Source organism: Dyella sp. RRB7 (assembly GCF_022761115.1).
Lineage (GTDB): Bacteria > Pseudomonadota > Gammaproteobacteria > Xanthomonadales > Rhodanobacteraceae > Dyella.
In genome coordinates this window covers 532,362-554,627 of record NZ_JAKWJS010000002.1, presented here as the reverse complement: position 1 = coordinate 554,627, position 22,266 = coordinate 532,362, and the positions used below count along the sequence as shown (strand labels likewise).

General features: G+C 64.6%; 18 protein-coding genes. 12 read left to right on the top strand and 6 right to left on the bottom strand.

What is annotated here, in order from left to right:
• Window positions 1-98: 98 nt before the first annotated feature.
• Window positions 99-587 (bottom strand): hypothetical protein, encoded by a 489-nt coding sequence (locus MJ606_RS08715; RefSeq protein WP_243049134.1) that lies wholly within the window; start codon window positions 585-587, stop codon window positions 99-101.
• 995 nt (window positions 588-1,582) lie between these two features.
• Here MJ606_RS08715 and MJ606_RS08710 point away from each other — a divergent pair.
• From MJ606_RS08710 to MJ606_RS08665, 10 genes are all read left to right on the top strand, one after another.
• Window positions 1,583-2,407, top strand: a complete 825-nt coding sequence (locus tag MJ606_RS08710; RefSeq protein WP_243049133.1) for a methyltransferase, TIGR04325 family — start codon at window positions 1,583-1,585, stop codon at window positions 2,405-2,407.
• A gap of 307 nt (window positions 2,408-2,714) precedes the next feature.
• A complete protein-coding gene (locus MJ606_RS08705) occupies window positions 2,715-3,338 on the top strand; it encodes an XrtA/PEP-CTERM system exopolysaccharide export protein (protein WP_243049132.1) in 624 nt (207 codons plus the stop codon).
• Window positions 3,339-3,378: 40 nt separating this feature from the next.
• Window positions 3,379-4,923, top strand: a complete 1,545-nt coding sequence (locus MJ606_RS08700; RefSeq protein WP_243049131.1) for an XrtA system polysaccharide chain length determinant — start codon at window positions 3,379-3,381, stop codon at window positions 4,921-4,923.
• A complete protein-coding gene (locus MJ606_RS08695) occupies window positions 4,920-5,705 on the top strand; it encodes a polysaccharide biosynthesis protein (RefSeq protein ID WP_243049130.1) in 786 nt (261 codons plus the stop codon). Before MJ606_RS08700 ends, MJ606_RS08695 begins: the two co-directional genes overlap by 4 nt.
• A gap of 42 nt (window positions 5,706-5,747) precedes the next feature.
• Complete coding sequence (locus MJ606_RS08690; RefSeq protein ID WP_243049129.1) at window positions 5,748-7,091, top strand: outer membrane beta-barrel protein; 1,344 nt, start codon at window positions 5,748-5,750, stop codon at window positions 7,089-7,091.
• On the top strand, window positions 7,088-7,870 hold the full coding sequence (locus tag MJ606_RS08685) for an alpha/beta hydrolase (RefSeq protein WP_243049128.1): 783 nt from the start codon (window positions 7,088-7,090) through the stop codon (window positions 7,868-7,870). The genes MJ606_RS08690 and MJ606_RS08685 overlap by 4 nt, the downstream gene beginning before the upstream one ends.
• Window positions 7,863-8,699: an alpha/beta hydrolase gene (locus MJ606_RS08680; RefSeq protein WP_243049127.1), complete on the top strand. Its 837-nt coding sequence runs from the start codon at window positions 7,863-7,865 to the stop codon at window positions 8,697-8,699. The genes MJ606_RS08685 and MJ606_RS08680 overlap by 8 nt, the downstream gene beginning before the upstream one ends.
• Window positions 8,696-9,691, top strand: a complete 996-nt coding sequence (gene galE, locus MJ606_RS08675) for a UDP-glucose 4-epimerase GalE (RefSeq protein WP_243049126.1) — start codon at window positions 8,696-8,698, stop codon at window positions 9,689-9,691. The genes MJ606_RS08680 and galE overlap by 4 nt, the downstream gene beginning before the upstream one ends.
• Complete coding sequence (locus MJ606_RS08670) at window positions 9,681-11,420, top strand: hypothetical protein (protein ID WP_243049125.1); 1,740 nt, start codon at window positions 9,681-9,683, stop codon at window positions 11,418-11,420. Before galE ends, MJ606_RS08670 begins: the two co-directional genes overlap by 11 nt.
• Before the next feature lie 52 nt (window positions 11,421-11,472).
• The gene (locus MJ606_RS08665) at window positions 11,473-13,011 is read left to right on the top strand and encodes an oligosaccharide flippase family protein (RefSeq protein WP_243049124.1); all 1,539 of its coding nucleotides are present in this window, start codon (window positions 11,473-11,475) and stop codon (window positions 13,009-13,011) included.
• A 791-nt stretch (window positions 13,012-13,802) separates the two neighbouring features.
• Here MJ606_RS08665 and MJ606_RS08660 read toward each other — a convergent pair.
• From MJ606_RS08660 to MJ606_RS08645, 4 genes are read right to left on the bottom strand one after another with little or no spacing between them, the layout of a single operon-like run.
• Window positions 13,803-14,552 carry a glycosyltransferase family 2 protein gene (locus MJ606_RS08660; protein WP_243049123.1) on the bottom strand — a complete coding sequence of 250 codons (750 nt, stop codon included), beginning with the start codon at window positions 14,550-14,552 and terminating at the stop codon, window positions 13,803-13,805.
• Window positions 14,549-15,493 (bottom strand): class I SAM-dependent methyltransferase, encoded by a 945-nt coding sequence (locus MJ606_RS08655; RefSeq protein ID WP_243049122.1) that lies wholly within the window; start codon window positions 15,491-15,493, stop codon window positions 14,549-14,551. The genes MJ606_RS08660 and MJ606_RS08655 overlap by 4 nt, the downstream gene beginning before the upstream one ends.
• 3 nt (window positions 15,494-15,496) lie before the next feature.
• Window positions 15,497-16,741, bottom strand: coding sequence for a hypothetical protein (locus MJ606_RS08650; protein ID WP_243049121.1), 1,245 nt, complete (start codon window positions 16,739-16,741; stop codon window positions 15,497-15,499).
• Window positions 16,742-16,761: 20 nt separating this feature from the next.
• A complete protein-coding gene (locus tag MJ606_RS08645) occupies window positions 16,762-17,397 on the bottom strand; it encodes a polysaccharide deacetylase family protein (protein ID WP_243049120.1) in 636 nt (211 codons plus the stop codon).
• 387 nt (window positions 17,398-17,784) lie between these two features.
• Between MJ606_RS08645 and MJ606_RS08640 the strand changes: the two genes are divergently transcribed.
• Window positions 17,785-18,975, top strand: a complete 1,191-nt coding sequence (locus MJ606_RS08640; protein WP_243049119.1) for a glycosyltransferase — start codon at window positions 17,785-17,787, stop codon at window positions 18,973-18,975.
• Window positions 18,972-21,080 (top strand): NAD-dependent epimerase/dehydratase family protein, encoded by a 2,109-nt coding sequence (locus MJ606_RS08635; protein ID WP_243049118.1) that lies wholly within the window; start codon window positions 18,972-18,974, stop codon window positions 21,078-21,080. The genes MJ606_RS08640 and MJ606_RS08635 overlap by 4 nt, the downstream gene beginning before the upstream one ends.
• 7 nt (window positions 21,081-21,087) lie before the next feature.
• Here the strand turns inward: MJ606_RS08635 and MJ606_RS08630 are convergent, their stop codons facing one another.
• On the bottom strand, window positions 21,088-22,266 hold the full coding sequence (locus tag MJ606_RS08630; protein WP_243049117.1) for a glycosyltransferase family 4 protein: 1,179 nt from the start codon (window positions 22,264-22,266) through the stop codon (window positions 21,088-21,090).

The window sequence follows — 22,266 nt, the reverse complement described above, 5'->3', positions numbered from 1 at the left end:
GTAAGGATCGCGGGATGTATTACGGCTGCGCGACATCCGGCGAAAAGCAAGGACCCCGGAGGGAGCCCTTGCTTTTTAGAACATCCAGCAGTCCTGAATCAGCCAGGCGGGTAATACCCATAAAAGACCAGCACGGTTCCGCCATCGGCAGCGAACTGTGCGACGAAATCCGAAATGCTAGGCCCGGCGGGCGGCGGGAACGCGTTGCCGCCATCGCTGTCGGTCTCTACGCCCTGGTCTACAAGATCGTTGAACGAAGTCACCGGAAGATGGGTGACCACAAAGTAATGGTCGGTGATGGACCAGGCGCCATTGGGCTTGGTATTCCGTCGTTCGATCTGGATTTCATCGCCCACGCTGACCTGATGACCGTTGCTGGCAGCCAGCGCAGAGCCGTTGTAAAGCGAAATTGCCGACTGCACGTAGCTGAGCAGCGCCGGAGTCTGTCCCGACACTGCACAGGTAGAACATTGCAGGAAGACACCAGTTGTCTGATCCGACTTCGGGGGGGGCGCAGCGTCGGCCTGGCTGAACAAGCAAGCCGCCATCATCGCCGAAAGTGCAAAAATTCCACGCTTAGCTTTCATGCTCTTTCCTTTGTCCATGAGTACGCGACAGCCTGTCGCGCTGATGTAAGTAGCGAAGGGAGTGTGAAGTGTTCGTCAACCTTCACTGCGTGGTCGCCCTGCATGATTCCCGGGGTGGCATGCTTCTATTGCAGTTGACCCTTGTCCTGGAATTTGTAGTGATTGAAGGTCATCGGGTCACCCAATGGCGCTTCCGGCTTGGATGGATTGTGCGGTCACGCTTCGGCCCCGTATTGTTCGCAGGCACCCTTCACCCTGCCATACGCGGTTACTGCCCCACAAAGCAGATCTTCGCGCGTCCTGAGATAGCGCATCACATGCGATTTGACTTTGTCGAAGTTCTGGCAGCGGTATGAGCCAAGATTCGACGGGTTGTGATAGAGCAGCACTTTCCAATAGTCACCGCAGCGCACCAGCTGACAGATATACTTCTTTTCTTAGGTGAGCCGGAAAGGTAGTAGGTTTCCGCAGGCGTTCAATCGTTGCGCCTCGTAGACGATGTCCGTGGCGGCAGGCGCACGCTGGACTTGTCTCACTCCAAGCGACAGCCCGGATTGGTTGAACCATCGACAAACAGCCGCCAATGCTTTATGCCAACAATTCGCTCAACGCGAATACCGACCCGAGTGATTTCGACCTGATGGGGCGTTATTTCTGGGCGCGTGTGACCGTCAAGTTCTAACGCCGACTGCTTGCGAAGCACGCCAGGCTGCGCAGGTTCTCGCGCAGCCTGGCTTTATCGCCGACGGATCCGGGTTTCGCCGAAGCTTCAAGTTTGATGAGGGGGCATCGGGCATTCAACCCAATCGGCAGGTGGTGCGTTGTTCCTGTGGCGTTGCTGATTTTTCGGCGTGAGCATTGCGAGGAGTCGGCAGCGGGCGCGTTGGATCCATGGCCAGGTGGCCATGGCGGGCTCCGATGTTGGCGCTGGCCGGCTCTTGTCTCGGCGAGTCTGGCGGGGCGTCGGATGGTTTTCCGCACGAGGTGCTGCGTGCATGGACAGGCATCCAACCTTGCACAGCTTGGCCGAACAGGCGTCGCATTGGCCTGTTGTTGGCAGCGTGCTGCGTGCAGGCTACGAACATCGGTTCTTCGCCCACGATTCGACGTTGCAGAACTTGTATCGCGGCGTCTTTTCCAGCTTTGCCGAAGCGCAGGCCAGCATTCCGCCGACGCTGGTGCAGGGCTATGACAATGCGGCCTCGGCCGCGTTCTATCGTGAGCGCACGCGGCGCGTCTTCCTCAACGACTATCCGATGATGTGGTGGCTCTCGCGCTTGTTCGCGGAGGGCTGCGTTTCCGTGTTCGATCTGGGCGGGCATATCGGTATCGCGTATTACGCATATCAGCGTTATTTCCATTTCCCCGATGCCATGCGTTGGCTGGTGATGGATGTGCCGGCCGTCAATGCGGCCGGTGAGGAATGGGCGGCGAGGAATGATCCCGCCAGGCATTTGCGCTTCACGCCGCGACGCGAGGATGCCAGTGGCATGGATGTGCTGTTTGCTGCCGGGGCGCTGCAGTACCTGGACTATACGTTGGCCGGGTTGCTTGCCTCGCTTGAGCGGCCGCCGGCCCATCTGCTGCTCAATTCGGTGCCGATCCATTTGAGCGCGTCGTACTTCACCGTACAGAACACCGGGGTGTCGTGCTGTCCCTATCGAGTGACTGCCGAGCGCGAATTCCTCGATGGGTTGCGGGCCTTGGGTTATACGATGCGCGATCGCTGGGAGAACACGGATCGCCAGTGCGATATCCCGTTCTATCCCTCGCACTCCCTCGATCGCTATTTCGGCTTTTACTTCAGTAGCCACGGCTGAGGTCGCATTGCCGGCCGGAGTCGGGGCGGTGGCCTATCGGCCAAATGGTCTAAAACCCTGGTAACAGCCAAGGCCGCACTTTTCACCCCGAAGCGTCGATGTGTCTTTCCATCGTCCTGGCTAGGCCCTTTGGCCGCTGGCGAGGGTTGTCCTGCATGGTGAATCGTGTGCGCCGGTTGGCGTCGACGCTGCGGATTTCACCGCGCATGTGCGGCAAGTTCTATTCCCTATGGCTTTGTCAAGCCAGTTTTTGGATTGGATATACTCAATCGTGACTTAGTTCACATTTTCAATCAGGGGAACCGCCATGAAGAACTTCCGTTTTCTTCTCGTGCTGTGCGTTGCTCTGCTGTTGGCGGCGTGCGCCACGGGGCGTGGTTCCACCGAAGCACCCAAGATTGATCCCGGCGCACAGGCGGTCACCAGCTATCGCATCGGTGTCGACGACCAGTTGCAGATTACGGTTTGGCATAACCCGGACTTGAGCGTAAGCGTGCCGGTGCGCCCGGACGGCAAGATCACGGTGCCGCTGATTGGCGACGTGATGGCCGGCGGCAAGACGCCGGAGGAAGTGGCCGGGGAGATCAAGGACAAGCTGCAGTCGTACGTGCGTGACCCGCAGGTGGCGGTGATCCTCACGGAGCTGCGCAGCCATGAGTACCTGTCGCGGGTGCGCGTGACCGGTGCGGTGCGTACACCGATATCCATTCCTTATCGCCAGGGCATGACCGTGCTGGACGCGGTGCTGGCGGCAGGCGGAACCACGGAATTTGCGGCGCCCGATCGCACCGAGCTGTATCGCAAGGGCAGCGATGGCACCACCACGCCGTACTCAGTGCGGCTGGACAAAGTGCTGCAGCAAGGGGACCTGGCGACCAACTATCCGGTGCAACCGGGCGATGTGGTCACCGTGCCACTGCGGGTTTTCTGATGTCCGGCATGGTCCAGGGAGAACGGACGAGGGGAAGGCTATGAATGGGGAACTCACACCTTTTGCCAGCCTGCTGCCCGCCTTGGTGAGCGAGGCTCGCCGTCGCCGGCTGACGATGGGGATCATCTTTGCGCTTATCGCGCTCGCCGCGCTGGTAACGGGGCTGTTGTGGCCGAAGAAGTACGAGGCATCCACCACCATCCTGGCGCAGGAGAGCAGCATCATCTCGCCCTTGATGGAGGGCGCGGCGGCGGCCACCGCCAACAAGAACCGCGCAAGCATCGCGCGCGACGTGATTTTCAGCCGCAAGGTGATGGGCGAGATCCTGGTCGCGGGCGGCTGGATGGCCACCCATCCCACGCCGGTGGAGCAGGACCGTCTCATCGAAGGCATCAAGTCACGTACCAAGGTGCTGACCGAGCACGACAACCTCATCACGATCAGCTATTTCGACACCGACCCGAAGCGCACCTATGAGGTGACGCGCCAGTTCGCCCAGCTATTCATCAGCGAGAGCCTGGCGTCCAAGCAGCGCGAGAGCCGCGAGGCCTACGAGTTCATCAACAGCCAGGTCGAGGCTTACCGGGCCAAGCTTACCGACGCGGAGGACAAGCTCAAGGCTTATCGCGATGCCAATGACGATGCGCGCCCCGGCAGCGAGGCCGATACCAACGCGCGCATCAGCCAGCTGCGCAGCCAGATCGAAACGGCGCGCATGGACCTGATGGAGCGGCGCTCGCAGGAGGGCTCACTGGCGTCGCAATTGACCGGTGAATCCGAAGTGAGCACCGTGCAGACCGCGGACGGCATCTACCAGAGCCAGCTGGCCGACCTGCAATCGCAACTGGACAAGCTGCTGCTCACCTATACCGACGAATACCCCGACGTGGTCCGCATCCGGCACCAGATGCAGGATGTGCGGCAGCAGATGGCGCAGGCGGACCAGCGCAAGGACGCGGCGCAGGCGGCCGGATCGCCGACGGCGCTCGATGGCGCGGTGCGTTTCAATCCCGCCTACGAGCAGATCAAGACCCAGCTTTCCTCGACGCGGGCGAGCACGGCGGCTGCCGCGGCGCGGCTGAGCGCGAGCGAAGCCATGCTGCAGACGGAACTGCAGCGCAGCGCCCGCATCGCCAACTCGGAAAACGTCACGGCCGAGCTGACGCGCGACTACAACGTCAATCGCGACGTCTACCAGGACCTGCTCAAGCGCCGCGAGAACGCCCGCGTTTCGATGAATCTGGACGCCGAGCAGCGCGGCCTTACCTTCCTGGTGCAAAACCCAGCAGTGATGCCGCTGGCGCCATCGGGGCTGCGTTTCATGCACTTCAGCGTGGCTGGCATCGCGCTGGCGCTGGCGGTTCCCGTGGGGCTGTTGTTCGGACTGGTGAAGCTTGATCCGCGCGTGCGTTCGGTGGAGCGGCTGGAACAGGCGACGGGCCTTGCCGTGTTGGCCGCCATACCGTTTTACCCGACGCCCGACGATCGCCGCCGTGAGCGGCTGCACAACATGTTCCTGTTGATCACGGTGGCGGGCATCGCCGCGGTCTACCTGGCCATGTTCTGGCTGAGGTTGAAGCAATGAACATGAAGGACGAGAACGACAGCGGACTGCAGGGCAGCATCGAGGACGTGCTCGAGGAGGCGGCCAAGAACCTGCAGCATCACGCCGTGACCGGCCACTCGATTGCCCGCATGAACGAAGGGGCGGGGGAGCTGGTGCCATTGCAGCTGGAGGAACGCCGGCTGATCCATCGCGAAGAGTCGGTGCGTCGGCAGTCCGATGCATTCCGCGAGATCCGCACGCGTCTGCTTGGCATTGCCGGGCAACAGAATTTCATCACGCTGGTGGTATCGGTAAGCCCGCGCTCCGGTGGCAGCTTCGTCACGCGCAATCTGGCGGCGGCGTTCGCCTTCGACGAGTCCAAGACCAGCCTACTGATCGACTGCAACCTGCGTTATCCGAGCCAGCACAAGGCATTGAGCGTCGAGCCGCTGGCGGGTGGATTGATCGACTTCCTCGAACAGCCGGCGCTCGGCATCGAACCGGTGCTTTATCGCACCGGCATACCGCGGTTGCGGCTGATTCCCGCGGGCAGGGCGCGCGAGAACAGCGGCGAGTATTTCTCCTCGTTCCGCATGAGCACGATGCTCGACTCGCTGCGCTGCCGTTACCCCGATCGCTACCTGTTCCTGGACGGCCCCGCGATCAAGGGCTCGCCGGATGCGCGCATCCTGTCCGATCTCGCTGATTTCGTGGTGGTGGTGGCGGGCTACGGGCGCGACACGCCGGCGGCGATCAACCAAGCGGTAACGAATTTCGATCCGGAGAAGATGGCCGGGGTGGTGTTCAATCATCTGCCCTGAGTGAGCGATTCCTGCTGCGACCAATCCATTGGGGGAAGGAACATGGCGGTACGCACTACACTCGCTCGCTCGATAGCCCTTGCGCTGGCCGCCGTTTCCGGGAGCGCATGGGCGGGGCAGTTCGACTACTCGCTTTACACCACGATCGAGCACAGCGACAACACGGCGCTTACCACCACCGATCCGATCAGCACGAACGTGCTGGAGCCGGGCGTGAACTTCGCCTATACCCAGCAGGGTTCCACGCTGCAGGCCAATGTCACCGGCAACATCGAATACCGGGATTACTCCGGCAGCACCTTCGACAACCAGACGCTGGCGGAGATAGCCGGCCAGATGAACTGGACGGTGATTCCGAAGCGGCTGGATTTCACCGTGCAGGACTACGCCGGCGTGGAACCGGTCAACTCCCTGGCCGCCAATGCGCCGAACAACCAGCAGCAGACCAACGTGATCGCCCTGGGGCCCACGCTGCACTTCCGGGTTGGCGACGGAATGACCGGCGAGGTGGACCTTCACTACATCAACAGCTATGCATCCAAGGTCACCGAGTTCAATTCATCGCGTGGCGATGCCGCCTTCCGGATATTCCGCGACCTTAGCCCCACCGACCAGTTGTCCGGGAACATCGACGTCGAGCATGTCGATTTCAACAACACCAGCGTGGCCGGCTCCAATTACACCAGCTATCAGGCCTACGCCCGCTACACCAGCCGGCTGGAACAGATCGATATCGATACCGCGCTGGGATGGTCGGACATCGATTTCACCCAGGGAGCGTCGCAGTCCTCTCCGCTGGCGCGGGTGACCATCGGCTGGCGCCTGTCGCCGCGCAACACTCTTACCTTGAACGGCGACTATCAATACGCGGACGCCACGCAGGACATGCTGCAGCCGACCAACGTGAACGTCGGCGGCGAGCTGGTGCCCTTGCAGCCGCTGACCGAGGCCATCGACACCACGCGTGGTGGCATCAGCGTCGGCAACGTCATCATCAGCTCGGACATCTACAAAGAGCGGCAGATGGAGCTGACCTATAGCTATCGCGACGAGCGCTTCAGTTTTTCGCTGGCGCCGTCCTACAGCAAGCTCGACTACGTCAACCAGACCACGTTCAACCAGACCGACAAGGGCGTGGGCACGACCGTCGACTACAAGCTGACCCCCACCATGACCGTGTCGGCGTTCGCGACGGGCGGGCGGCTGGATTACGAGACGATCAACCGCCACGACAAGGCCTATCGCTACGGCACCGCGTTCTCCCAGCAGCTGACGTCGCATTGGAGCTGGAGCGCGTCGTTCGTACGGCAGATCCAGGCCAGCGACGCGGTGGGACAGTCCTATCACGAGAACGAGGTCTTCCTGACCCTGGTGTACAAGCGATGACGCGGTTTGAGAGCGAACTGCCTTTCTTCTTCGGTCAAGACGGTGAGCTGTTTGGGATCTACCACGCGGCGGCCGGGGCGGCCGCCAAGGCCGTGCTGTTGTGCGCGCCGCTGGGGCAGGACCACATCCGTTGCCATCGGCTTTATCGACAGCTCGCCAGCGCCTTGGCCGCCGCAGGCATCCCGGTGTTGCGCTTCGACTACTACGGGTGCGGCGACTCGGCCGGCGCCAGTGATGAAGTGGATTGGGATCGTTGCCTGGACGACATCGCCACGGCGGCGGCCGAACTGCGCTCGCGCAGCAGCGTTGATCGCGTGTCCGCCTTCGGTGCGCGGCTGGGGGCGAACCTCGCCCTCGCTGCCGCGCCATCCGCCCAACTGACGGACCTGGTGGCGTGGGATCCGGTGATGGATGGCAGCGCCTACGTCGCCACGCTCGATGCCTTGCAGGACGCCTTGCGTCGCGACACGCATCGCTTCATCCGCCCCCGTGCGGCCTCGGCGGCGGAAGGGCAGTGGCTGGGTTTTGCCGTGAACCCCGGGTTGCGCCAGCGCATTGCCAGCCTGCGCGCGGAACGGCTGACGGCGCCTTCGTTGCTGATTGACTCGCTGGGCGAGGCGTCGCCGGACTGGCACGAGTGGGTGCCAGACCCGGCAAGGTTGCATCGCCTGCGGCCGGACACGCCTTGGGACGAACTGTCGCGGATCGAGACGGCCATTCTTTCCCACCCGCTGGTGCAGACGGTGGTCGCCCATCTGCGGGAGCGCGCATATGCGTGAGCAGGCCTTCCGTTTTGGGCGCGCGCGGCATCTGGTCGGCATTGCCGGCCTGCCGCCCACGGCGCCGGGGGCGGTCGGTGTGATCGTGCTCAACGCGGGGCTGGTGCATCGCATCGGGCCGTTTCGCCTGCATGTGGACATGACCCGCCGGCTCAATGAACTGGGCTATCCGACGCTGCGCTTCGATCAATCGACCATCGGCGACAGCGGTGCCAGTGGAGAATCGCAGACACGCGTGCAGCAGGTGTGCGCCGACGTGGACGATGCGATGGCGTTGTTGCACCAGCATGCCGCCTGTTCGCGCTTCGTGCTGGTGGGGTTGTGCTCGGGCGCGCAGAACGCGCACACCGTCGCATGCGGCGAGCATAGTCACGAAAAGCTCGATGGCGTGGTGTTCCTCGACGGCTATGCCTACCGCACCTTCGGCTTCAGGCTGCGTCATTACCTGCCGCGCCTGTTCAACGCAAAGCGTTGGTGGCGATGGTTGGTGCGCAAGTCGCGGGAGGTCGGTGGCGGAGGCAACGAACCGGTGTTCGGCGTCGCGCCGCTACCGCAGGACGTGGTTCGGGTGGACTTGAAGGGGATGCTCGATCGCGGCCTGAAGTTATGTCTTGTCTACAGCGGCGGCATCAACATGGACTTCAACCATGCGCGCCAGTTCCGCGAGTGTTTCGGCAGCCTCATGAATCGGCCCGCCGTAAGCACGCGCTATATCGAGGAAACCGACCACACCTATGTGCTTGTCGACGATCGTCGGCATCTGATCGAGCATATCGAGGCGTGGCTCCAGCGCAATTTCCCCATTGCCCACGCAGGTGCTTCGTCATGAACGGTGTCCTGGTCAGCGGCGGCGCCGGTTATATCGGCAGCCATGTCGTGCAACAGTTGGCGGCACGCGGCGAGCGCGTGGTGGTGATCGACAACCTTTCTTCCGGGTTTGCCGAGGCGGTGCATGATGCCGAGCTGGTGGTCGGCAATGTCGGTGACCGCGAGCTTGTCGCGCGTGTGATCGCCCATCATCGGGTGGATACGGTGCTGCATTTTGCGGCGCATACCGTAGTGCCCGAATCGGTGAGCGACCCGGTGAAGTACTACGGCAACAACACCTGCAACACCTGCAACCTGCTGGGGTGTTGCGCCGAGGCCGGGGTGGCGCACTTCATCTTTTCGTCCACGGCGGCGGTCTACGGCCTGACCGATAGCGGCATTGCCGACGAGGACACGCCTACGCGGCCATTCAACCCGTACGGCATGTCCAAGCTGATGTCCGAGAACATACTGCGCGATGTCAGCGCCGCCAGCGGGTTGCGGCATGTGATCCTGCGCTACTTCAACGTGGCCGGCTGCGATCCCGCCGGGCGCATCGGCCATTCGGCGCCGCATGCCACGCTGCTGATCAAGGCGGCCTGCGAGCACGCCGCGGGCAGGCGCGACAGCCTGTGCATCTACGGTACCGACTACGACACGCCGGACGGCACCGGCATTCGCGACTACATCCATGTGGAAGACCTGGCCGCGGCGCATCTGCGCGCGCTGGACCATCTGCGCCGCGGCGGCCCGTCGCTGACGCTCAATTGCGGGTACGGGCATGGTTACAGCGTGCGCGAGGTGATCGACGCGGTGACGCGCGTGAGCGGGCGGCCGCTCAACATCATCGAGCGGCCCCGGCGCGTCGGCGACCTGCCCATGCTGATCGCACGCAGCGCGAAGCTGCAGGACGTGCTCGACTGGCACCCGCGCTACGACGATCTCGACTTCATCGTGCGTACGGCCTTCCATTGGGAACAGAAGCTCGCGCGGCAGCTCGATCATGTCAGTTAGGCCCGGGCCCGTGTTGCGCGCCTGCTCGATCGGCATCCTCCTGCTGCTGGGTCTTGCGGGTGTTGCCGTCGCCGCCAGGCATCAGGCGGGGCAGGCGACCCCAGCGAGCAGCACGAGTGTCGCGGGCAAGCATGGCGCGGATATCGGGCCCATCGCATCGGACATCGTGCCGGACCAGCGCATCGTCCTGCATCGCAATGGCGGCAGCGGGTCGCCGGTGCTGGCATCGGTGGGCATCCCGTTTCCGCCGGGAATGCTGACGGATCCCCAGCGGTTGCGCATCCTCGACGCGAAGGGCAACGAAGTGGCCTCGGTGGCCAAGGTGACGTTGCGCTGGTACGCCAAGGACAACAGCATCCGCGCCGTGCGGGTGCAGTTTCACGCGCCGTTGGCGACGGATCAGGAGACGTACTACTTCGCCATCGGCAAGCCACGGCAGCAGGACATCGCCGGCTGGCCCTACGAGGCCGGCCTGGTCGACGGCCCGCAGGGCCTGCGTGTGCCGATGGTGCTGGGCACGCTGACACCGGCCTGGTTGTGCGCTTCGCTGATTGCCGGGCCGCAGCAGCCCGCGACGCCCAACGAGCCGTATGCGAAGTACGTGTCGCGCCAGTTCGAATGGGCCAGCAAGTTGCCGGTGGACGATTTCTCGGCCTGGCTGTTCGACCGCCCGAGCACGCTGTTCAAGGCGTACCTGCGTACGGGGCGTTTCGATTACCTGCAGGCGGCCGATCTCAGCTATCGCTTCTACATGAAGAACATCAAGCGCGAAGGCCTGCCGATGGATCCGTTCTGCGGTGGCGGCTGGGCCTTCAGTGGCAAGCCGTGCGACACCAAGTACGTCTATGTGGAACCGATCCTGCTTGCCGTGGCGCTTACCGGCAATGACGAAAGCCATGACCTCGCCACCGTCGGCAAGATGGTGACGCTGTGGGAGAACGGCGGCTGGAGCGGACGGCCGGGTCCGTATGCCCATCCGTCGGAGTTCTTCACCGAACGCCAGGCCGGCCTGGGCCTGCTGGAAACCGTAAGCGCGTATGAGCTCACCGGGCAGCCGCACTATCTCTCGTTGATCAACCAGCGCGTGGGCTGGCTCTACGATCACCAGCGCAAGAATCCCGATGGCCTGGGCGACGATGGCTCCTGGCGCAGCAGCTGGCAGAAGCACGAAGGGGACACCTGGGACCCCGCCACCGACGTGCGCGGCAATTCGCCGTGGATGAGCGAGAACATCGTCGATGGGCTGTGGCATGCCTGGCTGGTAACGGGCGACAAGCGCATCCCGCAGATGATCACGTCCTATGGTCGCTACCTGGAGAATTACGGCTGGATCGATCCCAAGGTGCTTGCCCAGTTTCACGATTGGCGTTTTCCGTGCTCGGGGCCCAATGGATTGATCGCCTGGTACTGGTCGTCCGCACACGTTCCCGTCAAGGCGCTTGCCGATATCGAGGATTCCGATGGCTGGTATAGCGATGCGCACAACGTGGAGCTGGGATTGCCAGTGGCCGCCGCCTATTACTTCGAGCAGGACCCGGCGCAGAGTGCCGCCCTCAAGCGTCGCATGGAGGCGCTGACTTCGTCCTACAACACCGATTGCGCCGCCGAGGGCGGAACATTGCGCCGATTCAACTGGAACAACCTGGGTAGTGGCGTGGTGCAGTGGCTGATCCGCCAGCCGCCGGGCAGCGGCGCCGCCGTGCCGGCCGACATGCAGGCCAAACAGTGACGCCCATGACACGAACGCGTCGCGCTGCCCCTCTGCCGCACGGTGTCCTGCGATGAACCAGCGGCTTGCCGTACTGCGCAGCGTCACCATCGTTTCGGTGGCCACCTATATCGAATATGCGCTGGGTCTGGTGCTCAGCGTGTGGATCGCGCGCGCGCTCGGTCCCGAGGATTTCGGCCGTTATGCCTTCACCGTGTGGCTGTGTCGCTGGCTGATCGTGTGCAGCAACCATGCCCTGACCACCTCGTCGATGAAGTTCATCGCCGAGGCCGACGGTGCGGGCAGGGAGGATATCGCCTCGCATATCTCCGCCCAGCTCAACCGGACCCAGCACATCAGCGTCGCCGTCGTGGTGGGCCTGTTCGGGCTCACGGCGCTGATCATGCAGCCCACCGAGTGGCGCCTGTTCCTCGGCCCGATCATCGTGCTGTCCATCCTGGCGGTGGCGGCCAGGGCGAACTACGCGATGCTGGTGGCCATTGCCAAGGGGCAGGAGCACTTCGAGCCCGAGGCCATCGCCACCGTGCTAACCGGTGTGCTCAGCGTCGGCCTGGTGATCGCCGCCACGCTCGCGCATGCGGACCTGCTGGCGTTCATCGGGATCTATACGATCTCCTCGCTGACGCTCAACCTGATCGGCCGCATTGCCTATCGTCGCTACTGTCGTCCTTTCGCGGTGGGTCCCATACCCGCGGACGTCAGCCAACGCCTGCGTCGTCACCTATGGCTGACGGCCGCACTCGTGCTGCTGCTCTCGCTCAAGAGCGGGACGGTGGAAATGTTCCTGCTCAACACCTTCTCCACCTCGACGGCCGTGGGTTTCTTCTCCATCGCCTCCACCCTGACGCGTGGCGCGGTCGAGCTGTTCTCGGTGGGGCTGACCGCCACGCTGCTGCCCTATATGGCCAAGGCCTATGGGCAGCGCGGCCAGGCGCACGCGGCGCGTTTTCTCGCCGAGGCCACGCGCTTCTACTGGGCGGCGGGCATCGCCATTGCCGGTATCGGCCTGGTGACCACGCCGGACATCGTCACCCTGATGTATGGTCACCGTTACACCGATGCCATTCCCGCCATCGAGGTTACCCTGGTGCTGGCCGGCCTGCTGTTGATCGGCAACGGCATCGTGGCTTTCCAGACCGTGGTCGACCGCCAGGATGACCGCATCCGCATCGGCGTCTACTCGTTGATGGCCAACGTGGTGGTGGGCATCTGCCTGATCCCGCACTACGGTTTGCTGGGTGCGGTGATCACGTATGGCTGCACGCGCATCTTCGAGTGGATGGTGGCCGTTTATTTGTTGCGCCGGGTCACCAAGGAAGGCATTCCGTGGTTGCCGATGTTGCGCTTGTTTGTCGTTGGCGTGATTGCCACGGCGGTTGCCTGGCTGGTGCTGGAGGTGGTGCCCGGGCGCTATGCGTTTATCCCGAGTGCGATTGCCTTCCTGTGTGTGTATGTGCCGGCGGGCGTGCTGGTGCGTTATTGGACGGATGATGACTTTGCGCTGTTGAACGCCATTGCGGGGAGGTTGGGGGCGCCGGGGCGGTTGTTCATCCGTTGGTTGAGGGTGTTGAGGGTGATGGCGGCGGTGTGAGTTTTCGAGTTTGGGTTGTCGTTCCGGCGGAAGCAGGATAAGCACGAAGCGCGCTTTTGCTCGTCATTCCCGCGAAAGCGGGGGGCCGGTGACTTTCGCCTTTGTTGGCGTGGTCGCCAGGGTGCCGCTTACGCAGCGGGCGTTTCGATCGTCTGCCGACGCTCGAGTCACTTTTCTTTTGCTGGCCCAAAAGAAAAGTAACCCAAAGAAAATGGCCTGAAGGGCTGGCAGCATAACGTTGGGAAAAGCCCGAGCGCTTGAGGTACTTCGCTGCGGGACAACCTCCGCCGCTACACAGCGGCTAGGCCATAACGCTGCGCAACGCGCCACCGCGCTGAGGACTTAAAGCGGCGCGCCTTATCTCCCTCTCCCCTGCGGGGAGAGGGTTGGGGTGAGGGGACAATCTAGCCTCAGTGGCGGTTATAACCATAGATACCGCCACCTTCAGGAGCTATAGCAACCCTCAACGTTGCCACACCAGCCTTAAGCCCTCTTCGCTATGGCGCGTTGCGCAGCGCTACGGTGTCACCGCTGTGTAGCGGCGAAGGCATCCCGCAACGAGGCCCCAGAGGCCGTTCCGGCTGGTATGCCTCGCAACGCTACGAGCCTTGGCCTTTCAGGCCATTTCTCCGGGTTACTTCTCTTGACTCCGGGCATCCTGCCCTTCGCATGCGCTCCTGCGCATGCGTGGGCCGGCAAAGAGAAATGACTCGGCCTCCGGCAGGAGGTCGAAACGCCCGCCGCGTAAGCGGCACCCTGGCGACCACGCCACACCCCTGAAACCAACCACCTCAATGCCGCTTCCTAACCGCCTCCCAGGCGTAGTGACACATATACCGCGAAGCCGCGATGCGTCCCAACTGCTCGATATCGCGATAGATCCGCCACTGCCAGCGCGCCGCCCGCAACTTGTCCGAAGACAGCGAGCCACTTCGCGTCAGGTACCAGGCCAGCGCGCCGTCATGGGGCACGCACGTGGCGCTGCCGGCACGGCGCAGCATCTCCAGCCAGAACACATAATCCTCGTGTCCCACGGCGCGAAAGCGGCCGTCACCCAGGCTCCGGTGGTAGATGCCGGTGAGGTTGCCGATGTGGTTGCTCTTGAGCAATTGATCGTGCGACACCCTTGCCGGAGGGCGTACGTGCGACAGCACGTGGCCTGCCTCGTCCACGCGATCGTAGGGGGCGTAGCCGATGCGGGCGCCGGTCTGCGCCATGTGGGCGAGCTGCAGTTCCAGTTTGCGCGGATGCCACCAGTCGTCGCTGTCGAGGAAGGCGATATGGCTGCCGCGGGCCGCTTCGATGCCGGTGTTGCGCGCGACGGCTACGCCGGCATTCGTCGTGAGGCGGATCACCCGCAGGCGCGCATCGACCCGCGCCAGCGAATCGAGCAGCAAGGGAGTGTCGTCGCTGGAGCCGTCGTCCACCACGATGAGTTCGAGGGTGGGATAACTCTGCGTGAGCACCGAGGCGATGGAGTGGCCCACGGTGGGCGCCGCGTTGTACGCGGGCATGATCACGCTGATCAGGGCGTCGCTCATCCTAGCGACCCCGCATCACGTTTGCGCGCAATGAAGTCGATCGAAGTGACGCACAGGCGTTCCGGCGGAATATGGGAAAACTGCGGGTGGACGCGCAAGGCGGCCAGCTGCCGCAGCCGGGTTTCGCGCGGGCATTCGGTGCTCATCACGATCTCGAAGCCGGCCGACTGGGCGCGTTCGGTGAATTCGAAGGCGCGCAGGCGGTTCTGGTAGAGGAAGGCGTTGTCCCAGCGGCGCCACTGCGTATCGGAATACTGCAGATAGTTGAGCTGGTTGATGCTGGGGTCGATGTAGGCGTAGTGATCGCCGCAGTTGACCGAGTGGAACATGATGCCGTCCGGGGCGAGGATGCGCATGGCCTCGTTGAAGATGCCGTCCACGGTGTCGGGATGCACGTGTTCAAGCACGCTGTTGGAGAACACGCAGTCGATCTGGCGCGGACCCAGCGGGGTCTGCGTGGCGTCGACCGGGGCATCGTAGGTGACCACGCCGTCGGTGGCGGCATGCACGTCGATATGTCCGACGAGGCGTTCCACCAGCTTCCGCTGCCGTTCGCGCACGTCGTCTTCGCTCACGCCGCAGGCGTTGGCGATCATGTGGATGAAACGGCCGAGGCTGGCGGCGCAGGCACGCGCCAACTCGGGCTTGAGGTGGCGATTGAGGTCCACCGTGATCACGCTGCGCGCCCCGCCCAGATAGCAGGCGAACGGAAAGGTGGGGTACCAGCCGCTGCCGATCTCGAACAGGCGCGCGCCGGCGATCGGCCGGCCGGCGTCGCGCAGATGTCCGGCCATCAGCCGCCAGTCGTCCATCTTGATGTCGAATTCGCGGTCGAACTGGCGCAGGCCGCCGAAGCGGCGCTGCAACAGGTAATGCGCGTGTTCGCCACCGGGCACCTGGCCCAGCACCTTTTGCAGCATGCCCTTGGCGCGCCAATGCATGGCCTACCCCTCCACGCCCGCGCGCTGCTCGGCGGATCGGGACGCGGATTCATGCGACGCGGAACGCCATGGTGCCCGCGCCAGTCCGGGCGGTGGCGGCAGCTCGTAGTCGCGGAAGCGCGATGGATCACCGCGGTGCCCGGCCTCGGCGGCCTTCACGATGTTGTACAGCTCGCGTGCCGTCACGTAGTGCAGGACATGGTGGGCGCCATCGTTGTAATGCTGTTCCAGGTATTCGTACATTTCATGGGCGGGAGCGCCGAGCAGGGTGTCCATGTCGCGCTCCTGCGTACCGTGGGTGTGGATCTTGATGAACACCCAATCCGGCCGGCCTTCGACATGGATGGCGGTACGCACCCAGGCATCGATGCGGTCGCGAGTGGGCGGGCAGGAGCGCCGCACGTCGGCGTTCTCGATGCGCGGGATCACGCCGTAGCGACGGCTGTGCCAGTTCAGCCCGAGCGGCCCCTGCACGATCATCAGGTCGCCACAGGCCTGGCCGCCCGCGCGAACCGGCACGCCGGTATCGTGCGACTTGGGCCGGAGCGGATCGTCGGTGGCGTAGTAGATGGCATTGATCATGCGCGTCTGCGTATCGCTGGGCGCCGAGGGCAGGGTGAAGTCGGCGTAGCAACCCAATTCGCGCAGCAGGATCAGTTCGTTGTTGAGCCCGCACCAGCGGCCATCGGCACGCGAGTTGTCCAGGCTCCAGTTGCCGTGGATGAAGCCGAAGCGGAGTTGGCCGCTGCGAGGATCGCGCGACAACGCGCCATGCCGCTCGTGCAGCAGCTCGTTGAAGCGGGTGATGGTGGCGCGGAAGTTCGCTTCGGTATCGTTGTCGTGGTGCAGGTGGATCTCGATCTCGCCGTAGCCTTCCGCACACAGCGCGGCCAGTTTTTCCAGGTGCTCCTCGAGGTATTCCTCCTCGGGGTAGAAGAAACTGTGTTGCGGCGGCCGTCCGTCCGCATCGCGATGGGCGTTGGCGAGGATGCGATAGTCGCGGCACCAGCGGTCGACGCGTCGTCGTTGCGTGTCCAGGTCCACGCGGCCCCAGGCAGGCTCGAAATGATCGACGAAGCAGAACATCACGTGCACGGGACCCGAACCCTGCACCGGGCGCTTGCGTCGCAGATAGCCGCCGATCCACGTTTGCATGTGGCGCGCGCGAATCGCCACGGCGATGGCGATGGCGGCCAGCATCACCAGCGAGGCCAGGGTCAGCAGGACAAGGGCGAGGGGGCTGGTCATGGGCGGGCTCGTGGCGTCCGTCAGTGGACGGGCAGGACGGGAAAGGTGAAGCCTTGCGCGCGCCACTCGGGCAGCAGCGCTTCGAGCATGCGGCGGGAGCAGTCGCTGTCGTCGTGCATCAGCAGCACTTCACCGGCGACCGGCGGCCGTTGGCGCAACTGCGCAGCGAGCTCGTCGGGCGTCCTGCCCTGGTAGTCCAGGCTGTCGTACGACCAGTAGGCGAGGTTGCGGTGACTCCACGCAAAACGCAGCGCCAGCGCGGGCGAGAAGACGCCGCGCGGCGGGCGGAAGCGATGGCGCGTGCGGCCATCGAACATCGCCAGCACGCGCTCGGTGCGCACGATCTCGGCCCATTGTTCGGCATGCGACAGTGCGTTGAACACCGGATGGTTGTAGGAGTGATTGCCGAGCTGGTGACCCTCCGCCACGATGCGCTCGACCAGTTGCGGATAACGCTCCGCCTGGCGGCCGATCAGGAAGAAGGTGGCGCGGGCATCCTGTTCGCGCAGGAGGTCGAGCAGCGCGGGCGTGTGCTCCGGGTGCGGGCCGTCGTCGAAGGTGAGATAGAGCGCATGGCCACGGCTCGGCCCATGAGTCAGCACGATGGTCTTCGGCAGCCATCGCAGCAGATCCATTTTCTTGGGTCGGAGAGTCATGGCGGTTCAAGTCCCGAAGAGATGGCGGCATCACCCGCACGCGATGCGCTTCGCTGTGGCTGGACGCAGCGATAGTCCCCGCTATCTGCATGCAAGTATGGGCCAAACCATCCGCGCCGACCCTTTGGCTGCAAGGCATGGGGGTAATCGCGGGCATGTCACCAATGGGCTATGACGAAAGGCTGGTGCGACGCGATAGGGTTGCTGGTGGCGATGCCATGTAGTGCACGCGGGCGACAATGGCGCGCCATGCCGTGGCGCGCATAGCCCATATGCCCCATGCAGCTAAGGCCCCTGTCTTATTCCAGGCCGTGGATCGATCGGATACCGTTTTTCCACAGCGTGCAGGGCCTTGGAAATCTGCATGCTTCCATCAGGGGAGGGTACGTGCTGGCACAGCATGGCGTGGTTTATTTCGGCAACGACTGGCATGCGGAAAACCGCACCAGCAGCCATCACGTGGCCGCGCGTCTGGCCGCGAGCCTGCCCGTGCTGTATGTCGATTCGCCCGGCATGCGTGCGCCGCAGGCCAGCGGGCGCGATATCCGGCGCGCCTGGCGCAAGCTTTGCGAAGCATGGCGCCGGCCACGCCCCATCGGTACCAACCTGTGGCATTGCACCGTGCCGCAGCTGCCGTTCCGTCGCGTGCCTGGCGTGAACGCGTTCAATTACGCGTTCAGTCGCTGGGCGGTGCGGCGCGCGATGCGCGTGTTGGGTACGTCGAGGTACATCTCGTGGTTCGTGGCACCGCACCCGGGCTTTCTTGCCCATCAACTGGGCGAGGCGTTCTGCGTGTATTACTGCATTGACGATTACGCGGCGCATCCAGGCGTGGATGCCAGCGTGATCGCGGCGCGCGACCTGGAATTGTCCCGTCGCGCCGACCTGCTGTTCGTGGCGCCGCCCGCGCTGCTCGCCGCCAAGCAGGCGATCAACGCGAACACGCGTTACTCGCCACACGGCGTCGATGCGGGCCTGTTCGCCCGCGCGATGGACCCGGCCACGGTGGTGCCAGCGCCCGCGCGTGACCTGACCGGTCCGGTGGTGGGCTATTTCGGCTCGATCCATGAGTGGATCGACGTGGAGCTGATCGAGTGGCTGGCCCGCGAGCGGCCGCAGTGGACCTTCCTGCTGGTCGGGCACGCGGCCATCAAGCTGCCCGGGCTGAGCGCATTGGCCAACGTGCGGCTGGTGGGCGCGCAGCCCTATGCCGAGTTGCCGGCCTGGGCCAAGGCGTTCGACGTGGCCATCATCCCCTACCGGCGCAACCGGCAGGTGGAGCATGCCAACCCGCTGAAGTTGCGCGAGTACCTGGCGACCGGCAAGCCGGTGGTGGCGGTGAGCAATCCGGAGATCGCCAAGTTCGCGCATTGGGTGCGCATTGCCGAAGGGCGCGAGGCTTTTCTCGCGGAAATCGAAAATGCCCTGAGCGAAGACTCGCCCGCCGCCGCAGCGGCCCGCATGGCGGCCGTGGCCGAGCAGACCTGGGATCGCCGGGTGGCCGAAGTGCTTGCCGAAGTGAGCTCGTCGATGGCTGTCGTCGACATGGAACACCTTGCCAGGGAAGCCCAGGAATGAGTGCGCAAATGCACGGCAGCTTGCGGATCGCCGTGATCGGCGCGGGTTATGTTGCGCGCTATCACCTCGCCGCGCTCAAACGCCTGGATTTCGTGGAGATCGTGGGCATCTGCGATCTGGACCTCGACGCGGCGCGACGCCTGGCGACGGATTTCGGCATCGACCTGGCCACCACGGATCTCGCCGAGCTGGGCGCGCGCAAGCCGCACGCCATCTATGTACTGACGCCGCCATCCAGCCATTGCGCACTGACGCTGCGCGCGCTGGACATGGGCTGCCATGTGTTTGTCGAAAAGCCGATGGCCGAATCGGTGGCGCAGTGCGATGCGATGATCGCGCATGCCCGCGACAAGGGGCTGGTGCTGTCGGTGGATCATTCCGACCTGTTCGACCCGGTGGTGATGCAGGCGCGGGAACTGGTGCGCTCGGGCGCCTGCGGCGAGCTGGTGGCGGTGGATGTGCTGCGCAGTTCGGACTACGCGCCCTACGCTGGCGGCCCGCTGCCTGATCAGGTCAGGCAGGGCTCTTATCCGTTCCGTGACCTTGGCGTGCATGGCCTGTACACGCTGGAAGCATTCCTCGGCCCGATCCATCAGGTCGATATCGACTACCGATCCAGCGGCCGCTCGGCGCAGCTGAAGTTCGACGAGTGGCGTGCCAGTGCCGAGTGCGAGCAAGGCAGCGGACGCTTGCTGCTGTCGTGGAATGTGCGGCCGATGCAGAGCCGCCTGATCGTGCAGGGCACGCGCGGCATCATCGAAGTGGACCGCTTCCTGCAGTTGTGCCGCGTGCGACGCCTGCTGCCGGGGCCGAAGTTCGTGGGCATGGTGCTTTCGGCGTTCTCCGGCGCGGTACGCGACAGCGTGCGTATCCCCTGGAACGTATGGCGCTTCGCCACCCGGCGGTTGCTGCCCTCGCCGGGCATCCAGGCCAGCGCGCAGGCATTTGCTCGCGCGCTGCATGAAGGCACGGCGCCGCCGATAAGCGCCGAGGACGGACGGCGCCCCATCGCCTTGATGGAGGCGGTGTGCCGGCAGGCCGATGCGGAGCGCGAGCGCGAACTCGAAAGCCGGGTGGTGGCGTTGCTTCCCGCCGACGTGCTGGTAACCGGCGCCGCCGGCCTGCTTGGCCGCGCCCTGGTGACGGCGCTGCGCAGGCATGGCCTCAGCGTGCGCGTGCTGGTCAGGCGCGCCGATACCGATCTGGCCCAGCTGGCCGGCGTGCAGATGGTGGTCGGCGATCTTGGCGATCCGCGTATCGTCGAGCATGCGGTCAAGGGCGTGCGCACCGTGTATCACGTGGGTGCCACCATGAGCGGTACGCCACGCGACTTCGAGGCGGGCACGGTGTGGGGCACGCGCAACGTGGTGCAGTCGTGCCTCAAGCACGATACCCAGCGGCTGGTTCACGTCAGCTCGTTGAGCGTGCTGGATCACGCCGGGCGCGATCCGCTGGTCGCCGTGACCGAAACCTCGCCGTTCGAGCCGTATCCGGAACGTCGCGGTGCGTACACGCAATCGAAGCTGGCGGCGGAACAACTGGTCGCCGACGCGATCGTCCAGCATGGCCTGCGCGCGGTGATCGTGCGGCCCGGGCAGATCGTGGGGCCGGGCACCGAACACGTCACGCCCAATGGCGCGCTGGCCATTGCGGGGCGCTGGATTGCGGTGGGGCCCGCCAGCCAGACGCTGCCGCTGGTTTACCTGGACGACGTCGTCGACGCGCTGTTGCTGGCGGCGGACTCGCCGGCCGCGCAGTGGCGCGTGGTGCACATAGTCGATCCGCAGCCGATCACCCAGGGCGAGTATCTGGCCCGGGTCAAGCGCAAGCGCGGCGCCGGCCTGAAATTGATGCGTTGGCCCACCCCTGTGCTGATGCTGCTTGCCAGCGGCGTGGAAGTGCTGGGCAAACTGCTTGGACGCAGCGTTCCGTTGACGCGCTACCGCGTGCGTTCGCTGCGGCCGCTGGCCAACCTCGATCCCGAGATCGCCCGCACCCTGCTGGGCTGGGTACCGCGCGTGGGCTTGCGTCGTGGGCTGGACATCATGTTTGCCGACGAGCCACGGGTGACGGTGAACGGCCTCGCCGGCGTGGTCGACAAGTAGCGAGGGCTCAGGTCGTCGAACAATCCGCGGCGGCTTCGCCGAAGGTGGCGGTTTGCAGGATCCGCCCCAGCCGGTCGATGTTGTCGCTCCAGCGAAAGCGGCTGGAGTATTCCACGATGGCGTGGCTGTCCCAGTCGCGCCCGCTGGCATCGATCAGTGCGGCGGCGAGTGCGGCGCCGTCGTGCGGCGGCACCAGGATGCCCGCGTGTGGCGGCAGTACCTCGGGTATGCCGCCCACCTGGGTGGCCACCACCGGGATGCCGCAGGCCATGGCTTCCAGCACCACGTTGGGCACGCCCTCGTTATGGCTGGGCAGGCACAACAGGTCGGCGGCGTGGAACCAATCCGCCAGCGCGTGGTGCGCCACCGCGCCGGCCAGCAGGACACGATCCTCGCAGCCCAGTGCCCTGGCGCGTTCCAGCAATGTGGCACGGCAGGCGCCTTCGCCGACGTAGGCCAGGCGGGCCTGCGGATGCACGGCGAGCAGCGCAGGAAAGGCCTCCAGCAGGTCGAGGCAACCCTTGCTGGCCTTGAGGTTGCCCACGTAGAGCAACAGCGGCGTGTCGGATGTCAGTTTCAGCTGCCAGCGTGCCTTGTCGCGCGCGTCCGGCGCGAACAGGCTCGGATCGACGCCGTTGTAGATCACGTGCACATGCGCGGGATCGGCGCCCAGCGTCACCGCCTTGTCGGCCAGCGCCTGGCTCACCGCCACCACCGCGCCGGCTTCGCGCAACGCGCCGCGTACTTGCGGGCGCACCAGCGTCTGCAAGGCGTGCACGTTGAGATCGCTGCCGTGCACCTTCACCACATAGGGAAGGCCCAGGCGACGAGCCAGCCAGCGCACCGCCGCCGCATCGGGATAGGCCCAGCTCACCAGCAGGCAGTCGTAGCCGGCGGCGCGCAGCTGGCGTCCGCGTTGCCACCATAGCGAAAGCAGCCAGCACAGCGCATGCAGCGGGCGGCCCAGCCGTGGTGGATAGAAGAACACGAAATGATCCGTGTGCAGATGGTTGACCCGCACATCGCCCTTCACGCCGCCCATGCGCTCGGTAAAGCTCACCGCGGTCAGCACGTCCACGTCGTGATGCTGGCCGAGCCGCTCGAACTGCTGGCGATTGAACGCGCCGCGCAGCGGGTCCCATGGCGTGGGGAAGAGGTTGGTGAGGATCAGGATGCGCAGTCGCAT